The organism is Paenibacillus tritici (assembly GCF_018207515.1).
GTDB classification, from domain to species: Bacteria; Bacillota; Bacilli; order Paenibacillales; family Paenibacillaceae; genus Paenibacillus_AQ; species Paenibacillus_AQ tritici.
Window position 1 is genome coordinate 6,447,840 of record NZ_CP073365.1, and the last position, 15,053, is coordinate 6,462,892.

Here is a 15,053-nt window from a genome sequence, read left to right on the forward strand (position 1 = left end):
TTCACGGGAGCAATTGTTTATTGTATTATATCAGTTGTTTGTTGCTGCAGTATTATCTGCACCTGCGGCGTTTTCTGGCTTCAGGCTTTTCTTGGGCACGCCATCCAGTCCGTATTCCCAGTCATAGGCATCGAATATTTTACGGGCGACCGGTGCGGCACTGTTGGAGCCGAATCCGCCTTCCGGGATCACCACCGCAACCGCCAGCTTAGGATTATTACGCGGAGCAAAGGCAATAAATACCCCGTTATCGCGTATTTGTCCTTTACCCACCTGCTGCGAGGTCCCCGTCTTGCGGGCGAAATCATAAGGGAAATCATCAAAACTGCTAACCTTACTCTTCATTCCGCTAATAACTTCTCTCCAATAAGCCTTGTCAAAATCCACTTTATTCAATACTTCACGTTCGAAGGATTTCACAACATTATTGGAGGAATCGGTGATTTTGCTGACTAATTGCGGCTTAATCCGTTCTCCTTGATTCGCAATCGTAGATGTGTATTGTGCAAGTTGAAGGGCGGTGTAACTTCCCTGTTGTCCAAAAGATGCATAGACAAGTGCAGACTGGACACTGCCTCTTTCCGCTTCTTTAAAATAGTTCAGGAAACCTTTGTATTCATTGGGTAATCCTACTCCTGTTGCTACACCAAGGCCAAATTCCTTCATATATCTATCCCAGACATTCACACCCTCAGCCCGGTACTTTTCGTACAATTTCTTGCCCACCTTGTCAATCATAAATACGTTGGAGGATTTCTCAATCGCATCTGCGGGTGAGTTGAAATATCCGTAAGCATGCCCGCCCGAATTCTTAACCGTAGTTTCATGTCCCGCTTTCCCGAATTTCGTGCTCCCTGTGTCTGAGTAGGAAGAACGTGTGGTGATAAAACCTTCCTGAAGCCCAATCAACACAGTTAGCGGTTTGATCGTGGAGCCGAGGAAAACGGATGAACTGAACTCATGTCCCGAGATACCTGAAGAGAAGGGGGTAATCGTCCCGTTCTGGTAATTGGTCATGATCTTGTTCCAGACTTCTGCATCCAGTTTTGGTGATGTCCAGACGTTGGTGTCATAGTCAGGCATACTAGCCATAGCTACAATATTCCCGGTATCCACCTCCATCGCTACGGCATAACCCGTTACGGCATCGGGGTGAGTTCTACCCTGAACGGTATTCGAATGGAGCCAGCGGATCTGCTCCATAATAGCCTGTTCCGTCTTAAGCTGAATATTTTTATTGATTGTGGTCCAGATATCGTTCCCCTTTTCAGGAGGAACCACTTTTTCCACTTTTTCGGCCATATTTTGCGGATTCACTGAAATGACCTGATAGCCGTTCTTACCACGCAGTTCGCGTTGATACTGAAGCTCCAGACCGTCAAAACCGACGAATTCATCATCTTTATAGTTGAGGCCGGGATCTGCGTCGAGCTTCTTCATAGCATTCTGAATATTCTTATAGATGTTCAGGGTGTTTGATGATCTGAAGGGCTTAATATACCCGACCGTCTGTACGGCAACGGTATCCTTGTCATAGTGGCGCACGCCTTCTTCCACAATCTCCAGCCCCGGGAATTCGCTCTTGTGTTCCATGAAGTAGGCAATTTCCTTAGCGGTCAGACCGGTTTTGATCTTGCGGGCCATATAACCCGAGGATTTCTTGAAATATAAATCAAGTGAGCTAATCACTTCATTAACCGTCAGCTTCTCACCGTTCGGATCGCCATATTCGCCGAATTTCGCTACCAGGCGATTCGCCAGTGCATAAGCATTGGCTCTGGACTCCGGCTTCAGGGCACTGATGCCTGTCTCCTTGTCCACCGCCTTCGCTGTATATTCCTGGGTGAGCGTAACATAGAGCGATTGCACAGAGCTGGAATACGCTAACTTCTCCCCCTCCGCTGCCAGGATCGATCCCCGGATAGAGGCTAGCGGCACGCTTTTGGTATCCCGGCTGGTCTCTACCTCGGTCAGCATGGGTCCTTCAACAAATTGAATAACGGCCAGACGGATAATAATTACACAAAAAATGACAAACGTGCTGAAGAAAAACACGTTAAGCCGCAGGCCAAGCGAGCTCTTGCTGTTTTTCTCGTCCGGGGGGGAGGCCTGCTTTCGGAAAACACCCACAGTTTTTCACTCCTCTACATCATAAAATAACCTGTTAGTCCACCGTTGACTCGGGTACATTCTTCTTGGGGACTCCATCCAGTCCATATTCAAAATCATAGGCATCAAAAATCCGGCGTGCTACCGGTGCTGCACTGTTCGAACCAAAACCGCCTTCCGGAATGAGCACGGCGACCGCAAGCTTAGGATGCTCACGCGGAGCATAGGCAATGAATACCCCGTTGTCGCGTATGGCCCCGAAGGCTTCCATCTCAGAGGTTCCCGTCTTGCGGGCGAAGTCATACGGAAATCCGTCAAAGGCCGATACCTTCGTATTCATCCCCCGCTTGATCTCCTTCCAGTACGAAGGGTCAAACGAGATGCTATCCAGTACTTCCCGTCCAAATTGCTTAACGGTATGGCCTTCAGGATCGGTTATCCTGCTGACGAGCTGCGGCTTGATCCGCACGCCTTCGTTGGCAAGTGTGGCCGTGTACTGGGCCAGCTGGAGAGCCGTGTATTTCCCCTTCTGCCCGAAGGAAGCATAGACCATCGCCGCCTGGACAGTCTGCCCCTTACTCTTGTAATCGGCAACACCGTCGCTCTCTCCGGGCAGTCCACTCTGTGTGGACACCCCGAGACCGAAGGCCTTCATGTACTTATCCCACACTTCGATGGCTTCTCCCTGATACTTCTTATACAGCGCATTGCCGACCCATTCAACCATAAAAGCATTGGAGGACTCCTGGATGGCCTTCGCCGGATCAAGCGGTCCCAGCACGTGGCCGGAGGAATTCTTCACCGATGAGCTGTTATCTTTGCCGAAATATGCGATCCCTTTATCTATATAAGTATCTCCGGTTGTGAATAAACCTTCTTGCAGACCAATCAACACACTTAACGGCTTAATTGTTGAACCCAGTAAGATCAATGACTGCAGACCATGGCCGGAGACACCGGAGGTGTTCTGGGTAATCGTTCCGTTCTGGTAATTATCCTTGATCTTATCGTACACTTCCGTCGGCAGCTTATCGGCATTCCAGACATTCGTATCGTAGTCCGGCATACTGGCCATAGCCACTATGTTGCCTGTATCGACTTCCATCGCCACGGCATACCCCGTGAGGGCATCCTTATGAAGCTTTCCCTGTACCGGATTACGATGCAGCCAGCTGATCTGATCCATGATCGCCTGCTCTGTCTTAAGCTGAATGTTCTTGTTGATCGTCATCCAGATATCGTTGCCCTTGACAGGAGGAACTGAAGCGATCACTTCCTCAGCCATATTCTGCGCGTTCACCGAAAGGGTCTGATATCCGTTCTTGCCCCTAAGCTCCCGCTGGTACTGCTGTTCCAGGCCATATATCCCGACAAATTCATCTTCCCTGTAACTGAGTCCGGGGTCCGCGTCCATTTGTTTCATGGCATTACGGATATTCTTGTATACATTATAATCCTCTGTAGCACGGAACGGCTTCATATAACCTACGGTCTGAACGGCCACCGTGTCCTTGTCGTAATGGCGGATGCTCTCCTCCACAACAGACATCCCGGGATAATTCTGCTTGTTCTCCATAAGACGGGCGACTTCCTTCATCGTAAGCCCGGCCTTGATCTTACGCGGGACATAACCCAGCGACTTCTTATAGTCAAGGTCCAGCAGAGCCAGGAGATCCTCCCGGCCAAGCTTCTTGGCAGCAGGATCTCCATACTGTTCAAAAACAGAGACGAGCTGCGTCACCAGCGAATCTATATTCGCCTTAGCCTCAGCCGTGAGTTCATAAAGGCCGGTATTCTTATTCTTGACCTTCGCTGTGTATTCTTTGGTTAATGTAACATATAACGACTGTACCGGTGTGGAATGAGCGATGCTCTCGCCTCCAGCCGCTCGAATGGTTCCCCGGATGGCCGCAAGCGGAACATCCTTGGTCTCACGGCTGGCCTCCACTTCGCTTAGACTGGAACCCTCAACAAACTGCAGTCCGGCAAGACGGATAAGAATCAATACAAAAATAAAAAAAGTGCCGAAGAAAAACAGATTTATGCGTAAGCTCAGGTAGTTGCGGGGTACTCCATTATCCGGGCCGGAACCCGGCTTACCGAACCATCTCACAGCCAAGTCCTCTCCTTGTATGGTATGCAGAGCCGATTATTCGTGAACACGGGCAAGACCTCTTCCTGCCCGCTGTTTATTGTACCATAGATGCAAGAGCCACCGCTTCCTTCTCACAGGATGTTCTCCTTGATATGCGTAGAATCGAAATCCTTGGAATTGAACCAGTTGCCGCTGCTGGCCCAGGTAGAGTCAAGCGGTATCCAGGCCTTGCTGCTGCTGATGTAGACCTCATTCCAGGCATGGGGACCATAGCCGCCTTGACCGTCATACCCTCTGCCGGTGACGACACGCACCTGAAGCCCTTGGGAACGGGCCATCATAGCATAGAGGCGCGCGTAATCAATGCACACCCCAAGCCGGGTATCCATCGTATCCTGCGGGGTCTGCTCATGCCAGATCCGTCTCTGCTCATAATTCTCTGCCTTATCGTAGTCATAGGCAATACGTGAGCCGATCCAGTCATACAGCAGCTTGGCCTTCTCCTCATCCCCGCTGGCTTGTCCGGCAATATCTGCGGCTGCACCGGCAATATCCGCCGAGATCTCATGGTCAATCACTTCATATTTGCGCCGGAGAATATCGCTCATCTCCGCGGCTACCGCTTTGGTCAGCACCGGAAGCTTCCCTCTGACCTGTTCACCGGCCAGCGGCTCGAAGACCGCTTCCGCACTCTGGCTGTAGATCGGTGAAGACTGCACATAGCGGCTGAAGCTGCTGTCCGGGTTCAGGGCCACCCCGATATACAGAACAAAGACCAGCACCATAGCGCGGGTAAGCCCTGCTGCGGTACCCAGTAAGGCTCCGCTTAACCGGCTGGCACCCGTAATCTTCCCGGACGTCCGCCCAGACAAGCGCGGCAGACGGATGGGCAGCAGCAGGAACAGCAGACCCAGCAGCAGCCGAATCAGGCTGTAGCACAGTAAGAGCAGCAGCAGAAACCGTACGACCGGCGAATTCGCCAGGACGGAGGCGCCTGTGTAATACAACTGCTGCCACTGGCTTAGCTTGGCATCCGGCGGGGTAAGGCTTGATGCCCAGTTCCCGGCAGCAGGCGAGAGATACACCGCTGCCGGAATCGCCATAACCAGAGATGCTGCTGCCAGCAGTCCTGACCCCAGCAGTCCGAACAGCCCTCCGGCTGCCCTCCGGAAGCCCCGGCCCCAGCCCTGCAATGCAGAGAACAGTACAACCAGCAGCAGAACGATGGAGATGATATTAGCTTCACTAAGACTATCTATCCAGCTATTCAGCATATCACTCCTCCTTCCGGTCCTGGGGGTATCGCTTGATTCCCTGCACTGTTATTTACCTGCCTGCTTCCGGGCTTCGTCGATGAAGGTTTTGGTCGTATCCGTAACACTCCACTTTCCAAGGCTGACTCCACGGAAGACCACTTCTACCTTGTCCTCTGCAGCGGAGCCTTTCACCTCCAGATTAGGAGTAGTGATGGTGAAGGTACCGTCACCGCCGGAGGTATATACAGCCTCCTGCGCCTCTTTTAACATAACCTCTTGCGCTTCCTTCTTCAGAGTACTGACCGTCCCGTCCGCCACTTGGTTAACGGCATTACCAATCTGGTCCATGGTTACTCCGCTATAGATGAAGAGCCCTACAACAATAATGACAACAATTGCCCATTTCAGCATAGTCTTAACGATGTTAACAACTGCGAACAGCAGGACAAGCGCAATAACGATAACAAGCCAATTCTCTCTGATAAATTGTGACCATACTTCCGGATTCATCAATTTCACAACACCCCAATCGCAAATTTCGCCACTTCAGGACTCCGTCCCGTCAGACATTTCATTAATATTAATTATTATACATCAATGACCCTTATAATTCATGGTTGCCGGAATACAGAACCGCATACAGGGGTTGTCAAGAAATTGGTATAAGCCCCCTCAGCCGCACGTAAAGTACAAGTAGGCTGTGTCTTCTGATGGACTTATCCATAATACAGCAACTGGCCACCAATCTGGAGGTGTAATCCGTGAAAACTGCAATGTGGCTGTATCTCTTCATGTTCCTGGCCTTCTTCGATTTACATGCCCAGTATCCTATTCTGACGCCCTTTGCCATGTCCCTGGGAGCGGGACCGGCCTTCATCGGCTGGATGATGGGGATGTATTCCCTGACCCACCTCCCGGGCAATCTGCTGGCCGGTGTGCTTGTTGACCGCAACGGCAGCCGCCGCTACATCGTGTTTGCCCTTACCGTAGCGGGTGTTATTCTGCTGCTGCAGGCCCATGCGCAGCTGCCCTGGCACCTGCTCCTGCTGCGCGCAGCAAGCGGGTTCGCACTGGCGTTCCTCTCCCCTGCCTGCATGACCCTGCTGGCTTCGCTCTCGTCTGACCCTGCGACCCAGGGCAAATACATGTCAGGCAACGGGATTATTCACACGCTGGCCTCTGTAGTCTCACCTGCCGCCGGAGCATTCATCGTGGCCAAAGCCGGCTACTCCGGCACCTTCAGCACCCTGGGCTGGCTCTTGATCTTCACCGGCGTGATGGCGTTCTTCAGCGTGCCGAAGCATAATCCGTCGCTGGCTCTGCAGAAGCCGGTGCTGCCGCTTCAGGAGAAGCTGGCCGGAGCTCCCGCCAGTCCACCTGTATCCAGGCGGTACTATCTGCTGCCCTTCTTCGTCTCCTGCTCCCAGGGAGTGCTATTCTTCGAGCTTCCCCTGTCACAAGGCAAAGACGGGATTGTATCCACAGGCATTCTGCTCTCCCTGCTCAGCCTGGGTGCACTTGTGACTCTCTGCCTGTTCTTCCTGAACCGCGTCTCACCGGGCATCCGTATTGCAACCGCCCTGCTCGGAATGGCTCTCTGCTTCTTCTGCCTGGCCGCCTTCCGCAGCATTCCCGCCGGAATCGTTCTATTCCTGCTTGGAGCAGCCAAAGGGGTGTTATTCCCGGCTATGGCCTCCCTCTTCATCAGCCTGGGCGGGGCAGGCCGGCTGGGCCGCACCTTCTCGATGCAATCCATCGCCATGTCGCTGGGGGCCTTCGCCGGACCTGTGGCTGCCGGACAGCTCAGGGACCAAGTCTCCCCTTACTTCATCGCGTTCGTTCTGCTGATGACAGCCGTTCTGCTGCTGCCTCCGGGCAGAGCCGGCAAACTGCCCTCCTATGCTTCCGGCTGGAACGGCCATGCTGCCTGAATTTGCCCGTATTCGCCAGCAATCACCCGCATTTGTCCTGCCGGGTGATGGTTTGCTGTATATCTATTTATAACGACATTTCCCGGGGAATGAATACATATTGCACACCAAGCTGTTAAAAAAAGCGCAGCTTAGGTACAATATCGTCATAACAACTATGATCCGGGGGCTGATTGTATATGTCCATTACCATTATTGTCGAAGGCAAGAACGACCGCAGCCGCCTAAGACGGCTGCTTGGACCGGAGGTCGACATTCTGTGCACCTTCGGAACACTGAACACCCTTAAGCTGGAGACCCTGCGGAATACGATCCGGGACGGGGAGGTCTATCTGTATATGGATAATGACAGCTCGGGCAAAAAAATCCGGGGTGTTCTGCGTGACGTTTTCCCCGATGCCGTTCATATGTATACCCGAAAGGGTTATGCCGGGGTTGAAGGAACTCCTGACGAGTACAATATTACCCAGCTGGAGAAGGCCGGACTTGAGGAATTCATTATCTATCCCCAGCCGTATCCGCAGGGGATGGAATAAACCCAAAACGAGGGTGTCCCGGGCAGAAGATTCACTGCCTGCGGACACCCTCGTTTCTTTTCTTTCATTAGTTTTCCCGGCTATTCGCGGGCCAGCTTCTTGACCGTCCGGGCCAAAAACTCCGGTGTTACATTCTCCGTATCCCCTGCATCATACAAGCCCCGGAGATTGTTATTCCGGTCTACGAGACCAATAAGGTTAGCGTGGGCAAAGTCATCCTTGCTTGTGCCATAGATCATCACCTTGAAGGATTCCGCTGCCAGCTTGCGTACCTGCTCCTGATCGCCCCGCAGGAAATACCACCCGTTGTAATCCGCATGGAACTTATCAGCGAAGGCCTTGATCGCTTCCCTTGTGTCATTCTTCGGATCGAAGGAAATCGAGACAAACTCGACGTCCTTGCCGAAGCTTCCATCCTTAACCAACAGATCCTGCGTCTGTGACAGCATGAAGGTGGTGATCGGACATACATCCGGACACACGGTGAAGAAGAAATAGACCAGCCTTGCCTTGCCTTCCGTATCCGCCAGACTAACCTGCTTCCCGTCTACATTCTCCAGAGAGAAGTCCTGCACCTGACCGATGACCGGCAGCTTCTTACCTCCGAAATCAAAAGACTGGACTGCCAGATAGACCGCCATTATCACTGCGAGCAGCAGCAACAGCCAAGTCCATTTGTAACGTTTCAAGGTCTGCACAGGACGCCCTCCCCCTCTACTAAGAATGCTTACACGTGAATGGTATTCAGCACCAGGGCAATCAGACTTAACGTCAGATAATTAATGGAGAAGAGGAAGCTTTTCTTCGCCCAGACCTCATCATCCTTGGCCTTGAATCCGATCAGTGTTAAGTAGAGCCAGCCCACTGACAATCCCAGCGATACAATCAGATAATATATACCAGCATAATCATAGGCATACATCAGCACCGGAACCGGGAGCAGCAGCGCAACATAAGGAATCATCTGGAATTTGGTGCGGCGTGTCCCCTTCACAACGGGAAGGAGCGGAAATCCTGCTGCTCTGTACTCCTCTTTGCGGCGGATGCCAAGTGCCCAGAAATGGGGAGGCTGCCACAGAAACAGCATCGCGAACAGCAGCCAGGCCCCGAGGTCCACGGTTCCCGTAACGGCCACATAACCAATTACAGGAGGCATGGCCCCGGAGATTGCACCAACCGAGGTGCTCCAGGTGGATGTTCTTTTGAGCCAAAGGGTATACACTACAACATATACGAACATGCCGACAATGCCGAACAATCCGGCCAGCATACCGCAGAAGGCGAACAGTACGACCAGCCCGGCAATGCCGAGACCGATCCCGTAGATAAGTACGGTTCGAGGCTTCAGCCTTCCTGTAGGCAGCCCCCGTTCACGGGTCCGTTCCATCTTCATATCCAAGTCGCGGTCAAAATAATTATTGAACACACAGGCCGATGCCATTACCAGCATGGTGCCGAGCAACGTCAGAATCAGACGGCCATACTGTACATCCCAGCCTGACGCCACCCAGTACCCTGCGAACGCAGCGATTAGATTGGAGCGGATAATACCCGGTTTCGTAACGGTAACAAAGTCACGCCAGCTTGCACCTTCCGGCGGAGACTTGGCAGACATTGATGCGGAATCAGAAGAAGCTTGATATCTCAATTGATTGTCCACGTATGGGGTTCCTCCTTCTAGGGAACTTCTAACATCCCGCTATTAACTTTATCATAGCAAACTGGGAAAGACTTTGACAATCATTGACCATGATGTTCATTAATTCGACAATTACGTGACAATATTTATTTTCCCGCCCTTAAATAACTGGACGCGAAAATGGGTAGTTATTAATAGAGAACTTCCGTACAAAGGAGATCTGACTAATGGATACCGCTACACATTTTGTTATGGGACTTGGACTTGCCGGTCTGTCCTTCGTCGATCCTGTCGTCGCTTCCAATGGAACCCTTGCCGGAGCGGTGATGGTAGCTACTGTACTGGCTTCTCAGGCCCCTGATGCCGATACCGCACTGCGTCTGAAGGACAATGCGGTGTATATCCGCAATCACAGGGGAATCACTCACTCCCTGCCCTTTTTACTGCTGTGGCCGGCTCTGATCACACTGGTCATTGGGCCGTTGTTCGGATTAACGGATCTCCATACACTGAGCCATGTCGCGCTCTGGAGCTTCATCGGCGTTGCCGTTCATGTATTCTCTGACCTGTTCAACACCTACGGAACCCAGGCCGCACGCCCGTTCACCGAGAAATGGATAGCCTGGAACATTATCCATATCTTCGATCCGTTTATCTTCGGCAGCCATACAGCGGCAATTATTCTGTGGATCAGCGGAATCGTACCTCCCGCTCCTCTGTTCATTACGTTGTATGCCTGCACTGTCCTATACTACATTTGGCGGACACTGGTTCATGCTCGCATTACACGCAACATCAAGAATAAAGATGTTCACCACCTTGCAGGCGACCGTTATTATGTGATCCCCACCATTTCACCTACCCGGTGGAATGTCGTCAAAGCCAAGCCGGAAGGCAGCTATAATATCGGGCTGCTGAACAACGGACGGCTGGAATGGTTCAAGCATGCGGTGTGCTCCACTCACCCCGCCGTTGAGCATTCCAAATCCCATCCGGACATTCAGGCCTTTCTGTACTTCACCTCGTACGCCGTTGCCGAGGTTGAGGAGCTGCCCTCTGGTTATATTGTACGCTGGGGTGATGTTCGTTATTTACACCGCAAGCAATTCCCGTTCGTTGCTGTACTTGTAATGGACCAAGAGTATAAACCGCTGAACACCTATGTCGGCTGGCTCAGCAGTGAGAAGCTTGACGAACGTTTCGCCATTGATCCGGGAACAGTTAAGCTGTAGGAGTTTTTTTGAAGACAGATGGCATCTGCCGGAGCTTATGCCATCTGTTTAATTACATTAACCCTAAAATACATAAACTACCTGCTCCGGTAAAGAAGATGAGTCAGCCTTGCTGTGTAGTCAGAGGCCAAGCTCAGATGTTGTAAATATTGCAACACTGAATCGTGATACTGGGCTAGTTGTATGGAATGTTGCATGAATTGCAGGAATTTCTTCGCTCAGCTGCTTGGAGGAGGAAGACTGCTGCCTTTTGTGCAACATTTTTTGATTAGCGGCGATTTATTAATGGGAATGTTGCAATTTGTACAGGATTATCTAGCTCATCTGATATATTATAGGCTATATTTACCGTGGAGCCATTCCCTTGACGCCCCCTTGACGCCCGGGTCGGCATAAGGCACAATCACAATAAAGCGGTTACAGCGCATTACATTCAAACTAATAATCCCGAAGTGCAGGAAGCACTCCGGGATTCACCTAACGCTATTGCAAGCAGAAAGGAAGGCTGGAACTTATGGGTAAAGGTCTGTCACTGTGGTTCGCCTGCTCTTCAATTCTCCTACTTACGGCGGCTTCCATCACCATCAGCTATAACATTTGGCTCGCGCTTCTGATCGGCGCTCTGTGCGTGCTTAACATCGGCTGGGGCTTCATCGTCAAAGCCAGGCTGAGACGCAAGGCGGAGAGCAAGCTGTCCTCTCCTTAACGGGAGGGCAGGAAGCCCATCCGCTCCTTCACGCCTTCCAGCGTGCGTGCGGCGTTCATGCGTGCACTTTCGGCTCCCTGAGCCAGAATATCGCTCAGCATTCCTGAGCTGCGGATGTCCTGGTATCTTTGCTGGATCGGCTCAAGCAGGGCGACAACCACTTCGCCTAGCTCTTTTTTGAAGCCGCCGTACATTTGGCCTTCATACTTGTCGGCAATCTGCTGCAGGCTCATCCCCGAGCATTCGGCATAGATGCTCATCAGGTTGCTGATCTCCGGCTTATTCGCCGGGTCGAACACAACCTCGCGTCCGGAATCCGTTGTCGCCCGGCTGATCTTCTTGCGGATGACGTCCGGCGGGTCCAAGAGGTTGATTCTGCTGCCGGCATTGGGATCGCTTTTGCTCATCTTCTTGGTTCCGTCATCCAGGGACATGATCCGTGCCCCGACTTCCGGGATGTAGGGCTCAGGGATGGTGAAGAAGTCACCGAACCGGTGATTGAAGCGTCCCGCGAGATCCCGGGTCAGCTCCAGATGCTGCTTCTGATCTTCGCCCACAGGCACCAGATCAGCGTTGTAGACCAGAATATCAGCGGCCATCAGCGACGGATAGACGAACAAGCCCGCGCCTACCGATTCTTTGCCTGCCGATTTATCCTTGAACTGTGTCATCCGCTCCAGCTCACCCATAGCAGTCAGCGTAGTCAGAATCCATCCCAGCTCAGCGTGCTGAGGCACATGGGACTGCATATAGACATGGGCGATGGACGGGTCAATCCCTGCGGCCAGATACAGCGCAGCCACCGATTCCGATTGCTCACGAAGCGCTGCAGGGTCCTGGGCCACCGTAATGGCGTGCAGATCGACCACCATGAAGTAACATTCATATTCCTTTTGAAGCTTGACGAAATTCTTGATCGCCCCGATATAATTCCCGAGTGTGAGTGAGCCGCTGGGCTGAATTCCTGATAATACTTTTTTAGCCATCGTCTTATCCTCCATCATGATTAATTTCCGCTTGCGCAGAACGCAAAAAGGCCCCACATCCGCAAGGGACGTGAGACCGTGGTACCACCCTTATTCGCTGCTTGGTATATCCCCCCGGATACAGGCAAACAGCCTTGGCTTCCGTTAACGGGGAAGAGCCGGCCGGTCTACTTAAGGCTAATGCAGCCTGTTCGATCGCGGCGCTCAAGGGTCCATTCAGTCAGAGGTGCACCGCCGGTTCACATCAGCCACCGGCTTTCTGGAGGTACAGTCTATGCTTACTTGTCCCTGTCATCACATTGCCTGTTATTCATTGATGCCTCCATCATAGAGCCAGCCGGAGAAGTTGTCAAATCCCTAACCACCGCCGGATAAATCTGGTATGATAAAGATATTCGTGTGTGCAATCTGATTACAGCTTATCAAAGGAGCATATCTCTTATGAAACAGGTTACCAAAGGGCAGTGGAACGGTTATGATACGTATATTTTGCATAGCTGCGAACTGGAAGTCACGCTTCTGCCCAGGCTGGGTAATAACGTAATTTCATTATGGGACCGCAAAGAGGAGCGGCAAATCCTCCGCCAGCCGGATGAGAGCGATCTAACTTCATATCTGCAGAAACCTTATCACTTCGGCATGCCTCTCCTGGTGCCCCCCGGACGTATACGCGGCGGGAACTTCCAGTTCGGCGGCACAAGCTACCAGTTCGACAGGAACGCGGGAGAGCATCATATTCATGGTCTTCACCGCACGCAGGCCTGGTGTGTCAGTGATATCGAAGAGGACGAAGAAGGCTGTGCGGTAACAACCGAATTCATAACCACGGATGATCCGGAATGGATCAGGCAATTCCCCGAGCCGCTGAAGTTCGAGATGACCTTCCGGCTGCAGGATGACCGGCTGGAGCAGACCCTGAAGGTCACTCATCTGGGCACCCGGCGTATTCCTTTTGGCGCAGGCTATCATACCTGGTTCATGCTTGACGGAACTCCCGGCCGCTGGAATGTGACCCTGCCTGCGGAGGCCGTTTACGAGCTGAGTGAGGATCTCCTGCCCAGCGGACAGTTATTGCCGCTTGGCGGACTGGAGAGCCTGCATACCCGCCTGAACCTTCAAGGCGCGAATCTTGATACCGTTCTGCGTGTCGCTGAGCAGCAGCCTGCTGAGGCTGTACTGATGCGTGAGGATGGTTACGGGCTGCGTTATTCCGCCGACCGCCATTTCTTTCATCACTGGGTTCTGTATACCAAAGGCGAAGCAGACCAGTTCCTCTGCATCGAACCGCTCACCTGGCTTCCGGATGCGCCCAATCTCCCGCAGGACGATTCCTTTACCGGACTGATCACGCTTGAACCCGGCCAGACCCTTGTTCTTGGCAGCACGCTGCAGATGATTTATCCGGGCTGATAAATTTCATATAATTACCATCCTATAAACCTTCAAAATTCGTGCATGAATTCTTCTCCTAGCGCTCATACTATCTTCACAACGGGCGAAGGAGGTGAACATACATGGGTCAAGCAGGTCAACAAAGTCGTGGTAGCCGTTCTAACAACCTGGTGGTTCCACAAGCGAATGCAGCGCTGCAGCAGTTGAAATACGAAGCAGCACAGGAGCTTGGAGTAACTATCCCGGCTGACGGGTATTATGGGAACTATACTTCCCGCGAAACTGGTTCTTTGGGAGGATATATCACCAAACGTCTGGTGCAACTGGCAGAGCAACAACTGTCCGGTCGTTCGTAGTATTAGCTAGCCTTATCTTAAAGATCCGGCTAAGCCGTGAGGCATAGACCGAGCAGCTTCACAGCCCTCCCGCGTTTCTCGTCGAAGCGCAGGGGGGCTTTTATCTGTGTCCAGGAGAATCTATATTGAATTCAGCCAAAGGATTGGTCGGAGACATCACCTTGGCTGCTGCTGCGCGGATAACGGATCATCAGGTTCGCCATATTGTAATTGGACTCCAGCGTTGCATCAACCACCACCATTCCCTGGCGGACAGCGAATTCGTAGCTAATCTCTCCATGAGTCCACCGTTTCTTGTACTTCAGGCTCTCCAGAGCCATGACCCGGAATGAGGACTGCTGGCCGGAAGTCAGACCTTCCTGCTCTGCGGCGAAGCTGCCGCTGCGTCCGGCAAGCGGATTATGGCGGACTCCAAACTTACCGATGATATTATTTCTGATCTGTACAAATACGGTACCTGAATTCAGTCCTGACAATTCCTCCTGCAGCTCGTGAAACACCAGATCGATCTGTCTTGCAAGCGATAATTGTTCCGTCCTCACATACATTTCCTCCTAAAAGTCTTGTGGGTGATGCAGCCTCATGGCTCTGCCTCACACAATACTTGCTTCGTAAGCAGTTGTTTGAATTTTGTGGGCCTAGCAGCGCTTATATAAGGCTTTAGGCTCATTATAGGTCACTAATCTAACACGTACAACATTATTCAACATAATTGGGTTATAATCCCTACAATTGCGCAATTTTCTTATTAGTATTGGCATATTCCCAACTTTCGTCGTCTTTTTTCGACAAATACACCATATAAAAAGACCCCG

Annotated in this window: 14 protein-coding genes; 6 read left to right on the forward strand and 8 right to left on the reverse strand. The window is 51.9% G+C overall.

The annotated features are described in order from the left end of the window. Positions 1–30: 30 nt before the first annotated feature. From KDC22_RS27650 to KDC22_RS27665, 4 genes are all read right to left on the reverse strand, one after another. Entirely contained in the window at positions 31–2,130 is a 2,100-nt protein-coding gene (locus tag KDC22_RS27650) for a peptidoglycan D,D-transpeptidase FtsI family protein (RefSeq protein ID WP_211721045.1), read from the reverse strand. 34 nt (positions 2,131–2,164) lie between these two features. After that, the gene (locus KDC22_RS27655; protein ID WP_211721046.1) at positions 2,165–4,222 is read right to left on the reverse strand and encodes a peptidoglycan D,D-transpeptidase FtsI family protein; all 2,058 of its coding nucleotides are present in this window, start codon (positions 4,220–4,222) and stop codon (positions 2,165–2,167) included. A gap of 113 nt (positions 4,223–4,335) precedes the next feature. Beyond that, positions 4,336–5,478, reverse strand: coding sequence for a transglutaminase domain-containing protein (locus KDC22_RS27660; RefSeq protein ID WP_211721047.1), 1,143 nt, complete (start codon positions 5,476–5,478; stop codon positions 4,336–4,338). A gap of 48 nt (positions 5,479–5,526) precedes the next feature. Continuing rightward, complete coding sequence (locus KDC22_RS27665; protein WP_211721048.1) at positions 5,527–5,970, reverse strand: hypothetical protein; 444 nt, start codon at positions 5,968–5,970, stop codon at positions 5,527–5,529. 251 nt (positions 5,971–6,221) lie between these two features. On the opposite strand from KDC22_RS27665, the gene KDC22_RS27670 reads away from it, so the two are divergent. Continuing rightward, positions 6,222–7,391, forward strand: coding sequence for an MFS transporter (locus KDC22_RS27670; protein WP_211721049.1), 1,170 nt, complete (start codon positions 6,222–6,224; stop codon positions 7,389–7,391). Between the two features lie 179 nt (positions 7,392–7,570). Next, a complete protein-coding gene (locus tag KDC22_RS27675; protein WP_173131649.1) occupies positions 7,571–7,927 on the forward strand; it encodes a toprim domain-containing protein in 357 nt (118 codons plus the stop codon). Between the two features lie 80 nt (positions 7,928–8,007). Here KDC22_RS27675 and KDC22_RS27680 read toward each other — a convergent pair whose 3' ends face one another. Beyond that, positions 8,008–8,625, reverse strand: a complete 618-nt coding sequence (locus tag KDC22_RS27680) for an SCO family protein (protein WP_173131645.1) — start codon at positions 8,623–8,625, stop codon at positions 8,008–8,010. 29 nt (positions 8,626–8,654) lie between these two features. After that, on the reverse strand, positions 8,655–9,587 hold the full coding sequence (gene cyoE, locus KDC22_RS27685) for a heme o synthase (RefSeq protein ID WP_173131643.1): 933 nt from the start codon (positions 9,585–9,587) through the stop codon (positions 8,655–8,657). Positions 9,588–9,793: 206 nt separating this feature from the next. On the opposite strand from cyoE, the gene KDC22_RS27690 reads away from it, so the two are divergent. Together KDC22_RS27690 and KDC22_RS27695 are read left to right on the forward strand one after the other, a co-directional pair. Beyond that, on the forward strand, positions 9,794–10,798 hold the full coding sequence (locus KDC22_RS27690; RefSeq protein ID WP_211721050.1) for a metal-dependent hydrolase: 1,005 nt from the start codon (positions 9,794–9,796) through the stop codon (positions 10,796–10,798). A gap of 514 nt (positions 10,799–11,312) precedes the next feature. Beyond that, complete coding sequence (locus KDC22_RS27695; protein WP_211721051.1) at positions 11,313–11,504, forward strand: hypothetical protein; 192 nt, start codon at positions 11,313–11,315, stop codon at positions 11,502–11,504. Here KDC22_RS27695 and trpS read toward each other — a convergent pair. Beyond that, positions 11,501–12,490 (reverse strand): tryptophan--tRNA ligase, encoded by a 990-nt coding sequence (trpS, locus tag KDC22_RS27700; RefSeq protein ID WP_173131634.1) that lies wholly within the window; start codon positions 12,488–12,490, stop codon positions 11,501–11,503. The two genes, KDC22_RS27695 and trpS, sit on opposite strands and share 4 nt — an antisense overlap. 441 nt (positions 12,491–12,931) lie before the next feature. On the opposite strand from trpS, the gene KDC22_RS27705 reads away from it, so the two are divergent. Together KDC22_RS27705 and KDC22_RS27710 are read left to right on the forward strand one after the other, a co-directional pair. Then, positions 12,932–13,900 (forward strand): aldose 1-epimerase, encoded by a 969-nt coding sequence (locus KDC22_RS27705; RefSeq protein ID WP_211721052.1) that lies wholly within the window; start codon positions 12,932–12,934, stop codon positions 13,898–13,900. Positions 13,901–14,004: 104 nt separating this feature from the next. Beyond that, on the forward strand, positions 14,005–14,238 hold the full coding sequence (locus KDC22_RS27710; RefSeq protein WP_036701727.1) for an alpha/beta-type small acid-soluble spore protein: 234 nt from the start codon (positions 14,005–14,007) through the stop codon (positions 14,236–14,238). A gap of 131 nt (positions 14,239–14,369) precedes the next feature. Here the strand turns inward: KDC22_RS27710 and KDC22_RS27715 are convergent, their stop codons facing one another. Further along, positions 14,370–14,780: an O-methyltransferase gene (locus KDC22_RS27715; protein WP_246553043.1), complete on the reverse strand. Its 411-nt coding sequence runs from the start codon at positions 14,778–14,780 to the stop codon at positions 14,370–14,372. Between the last annotated feature and the right edge of the window lie 273 nt (positions 14,781–15,053).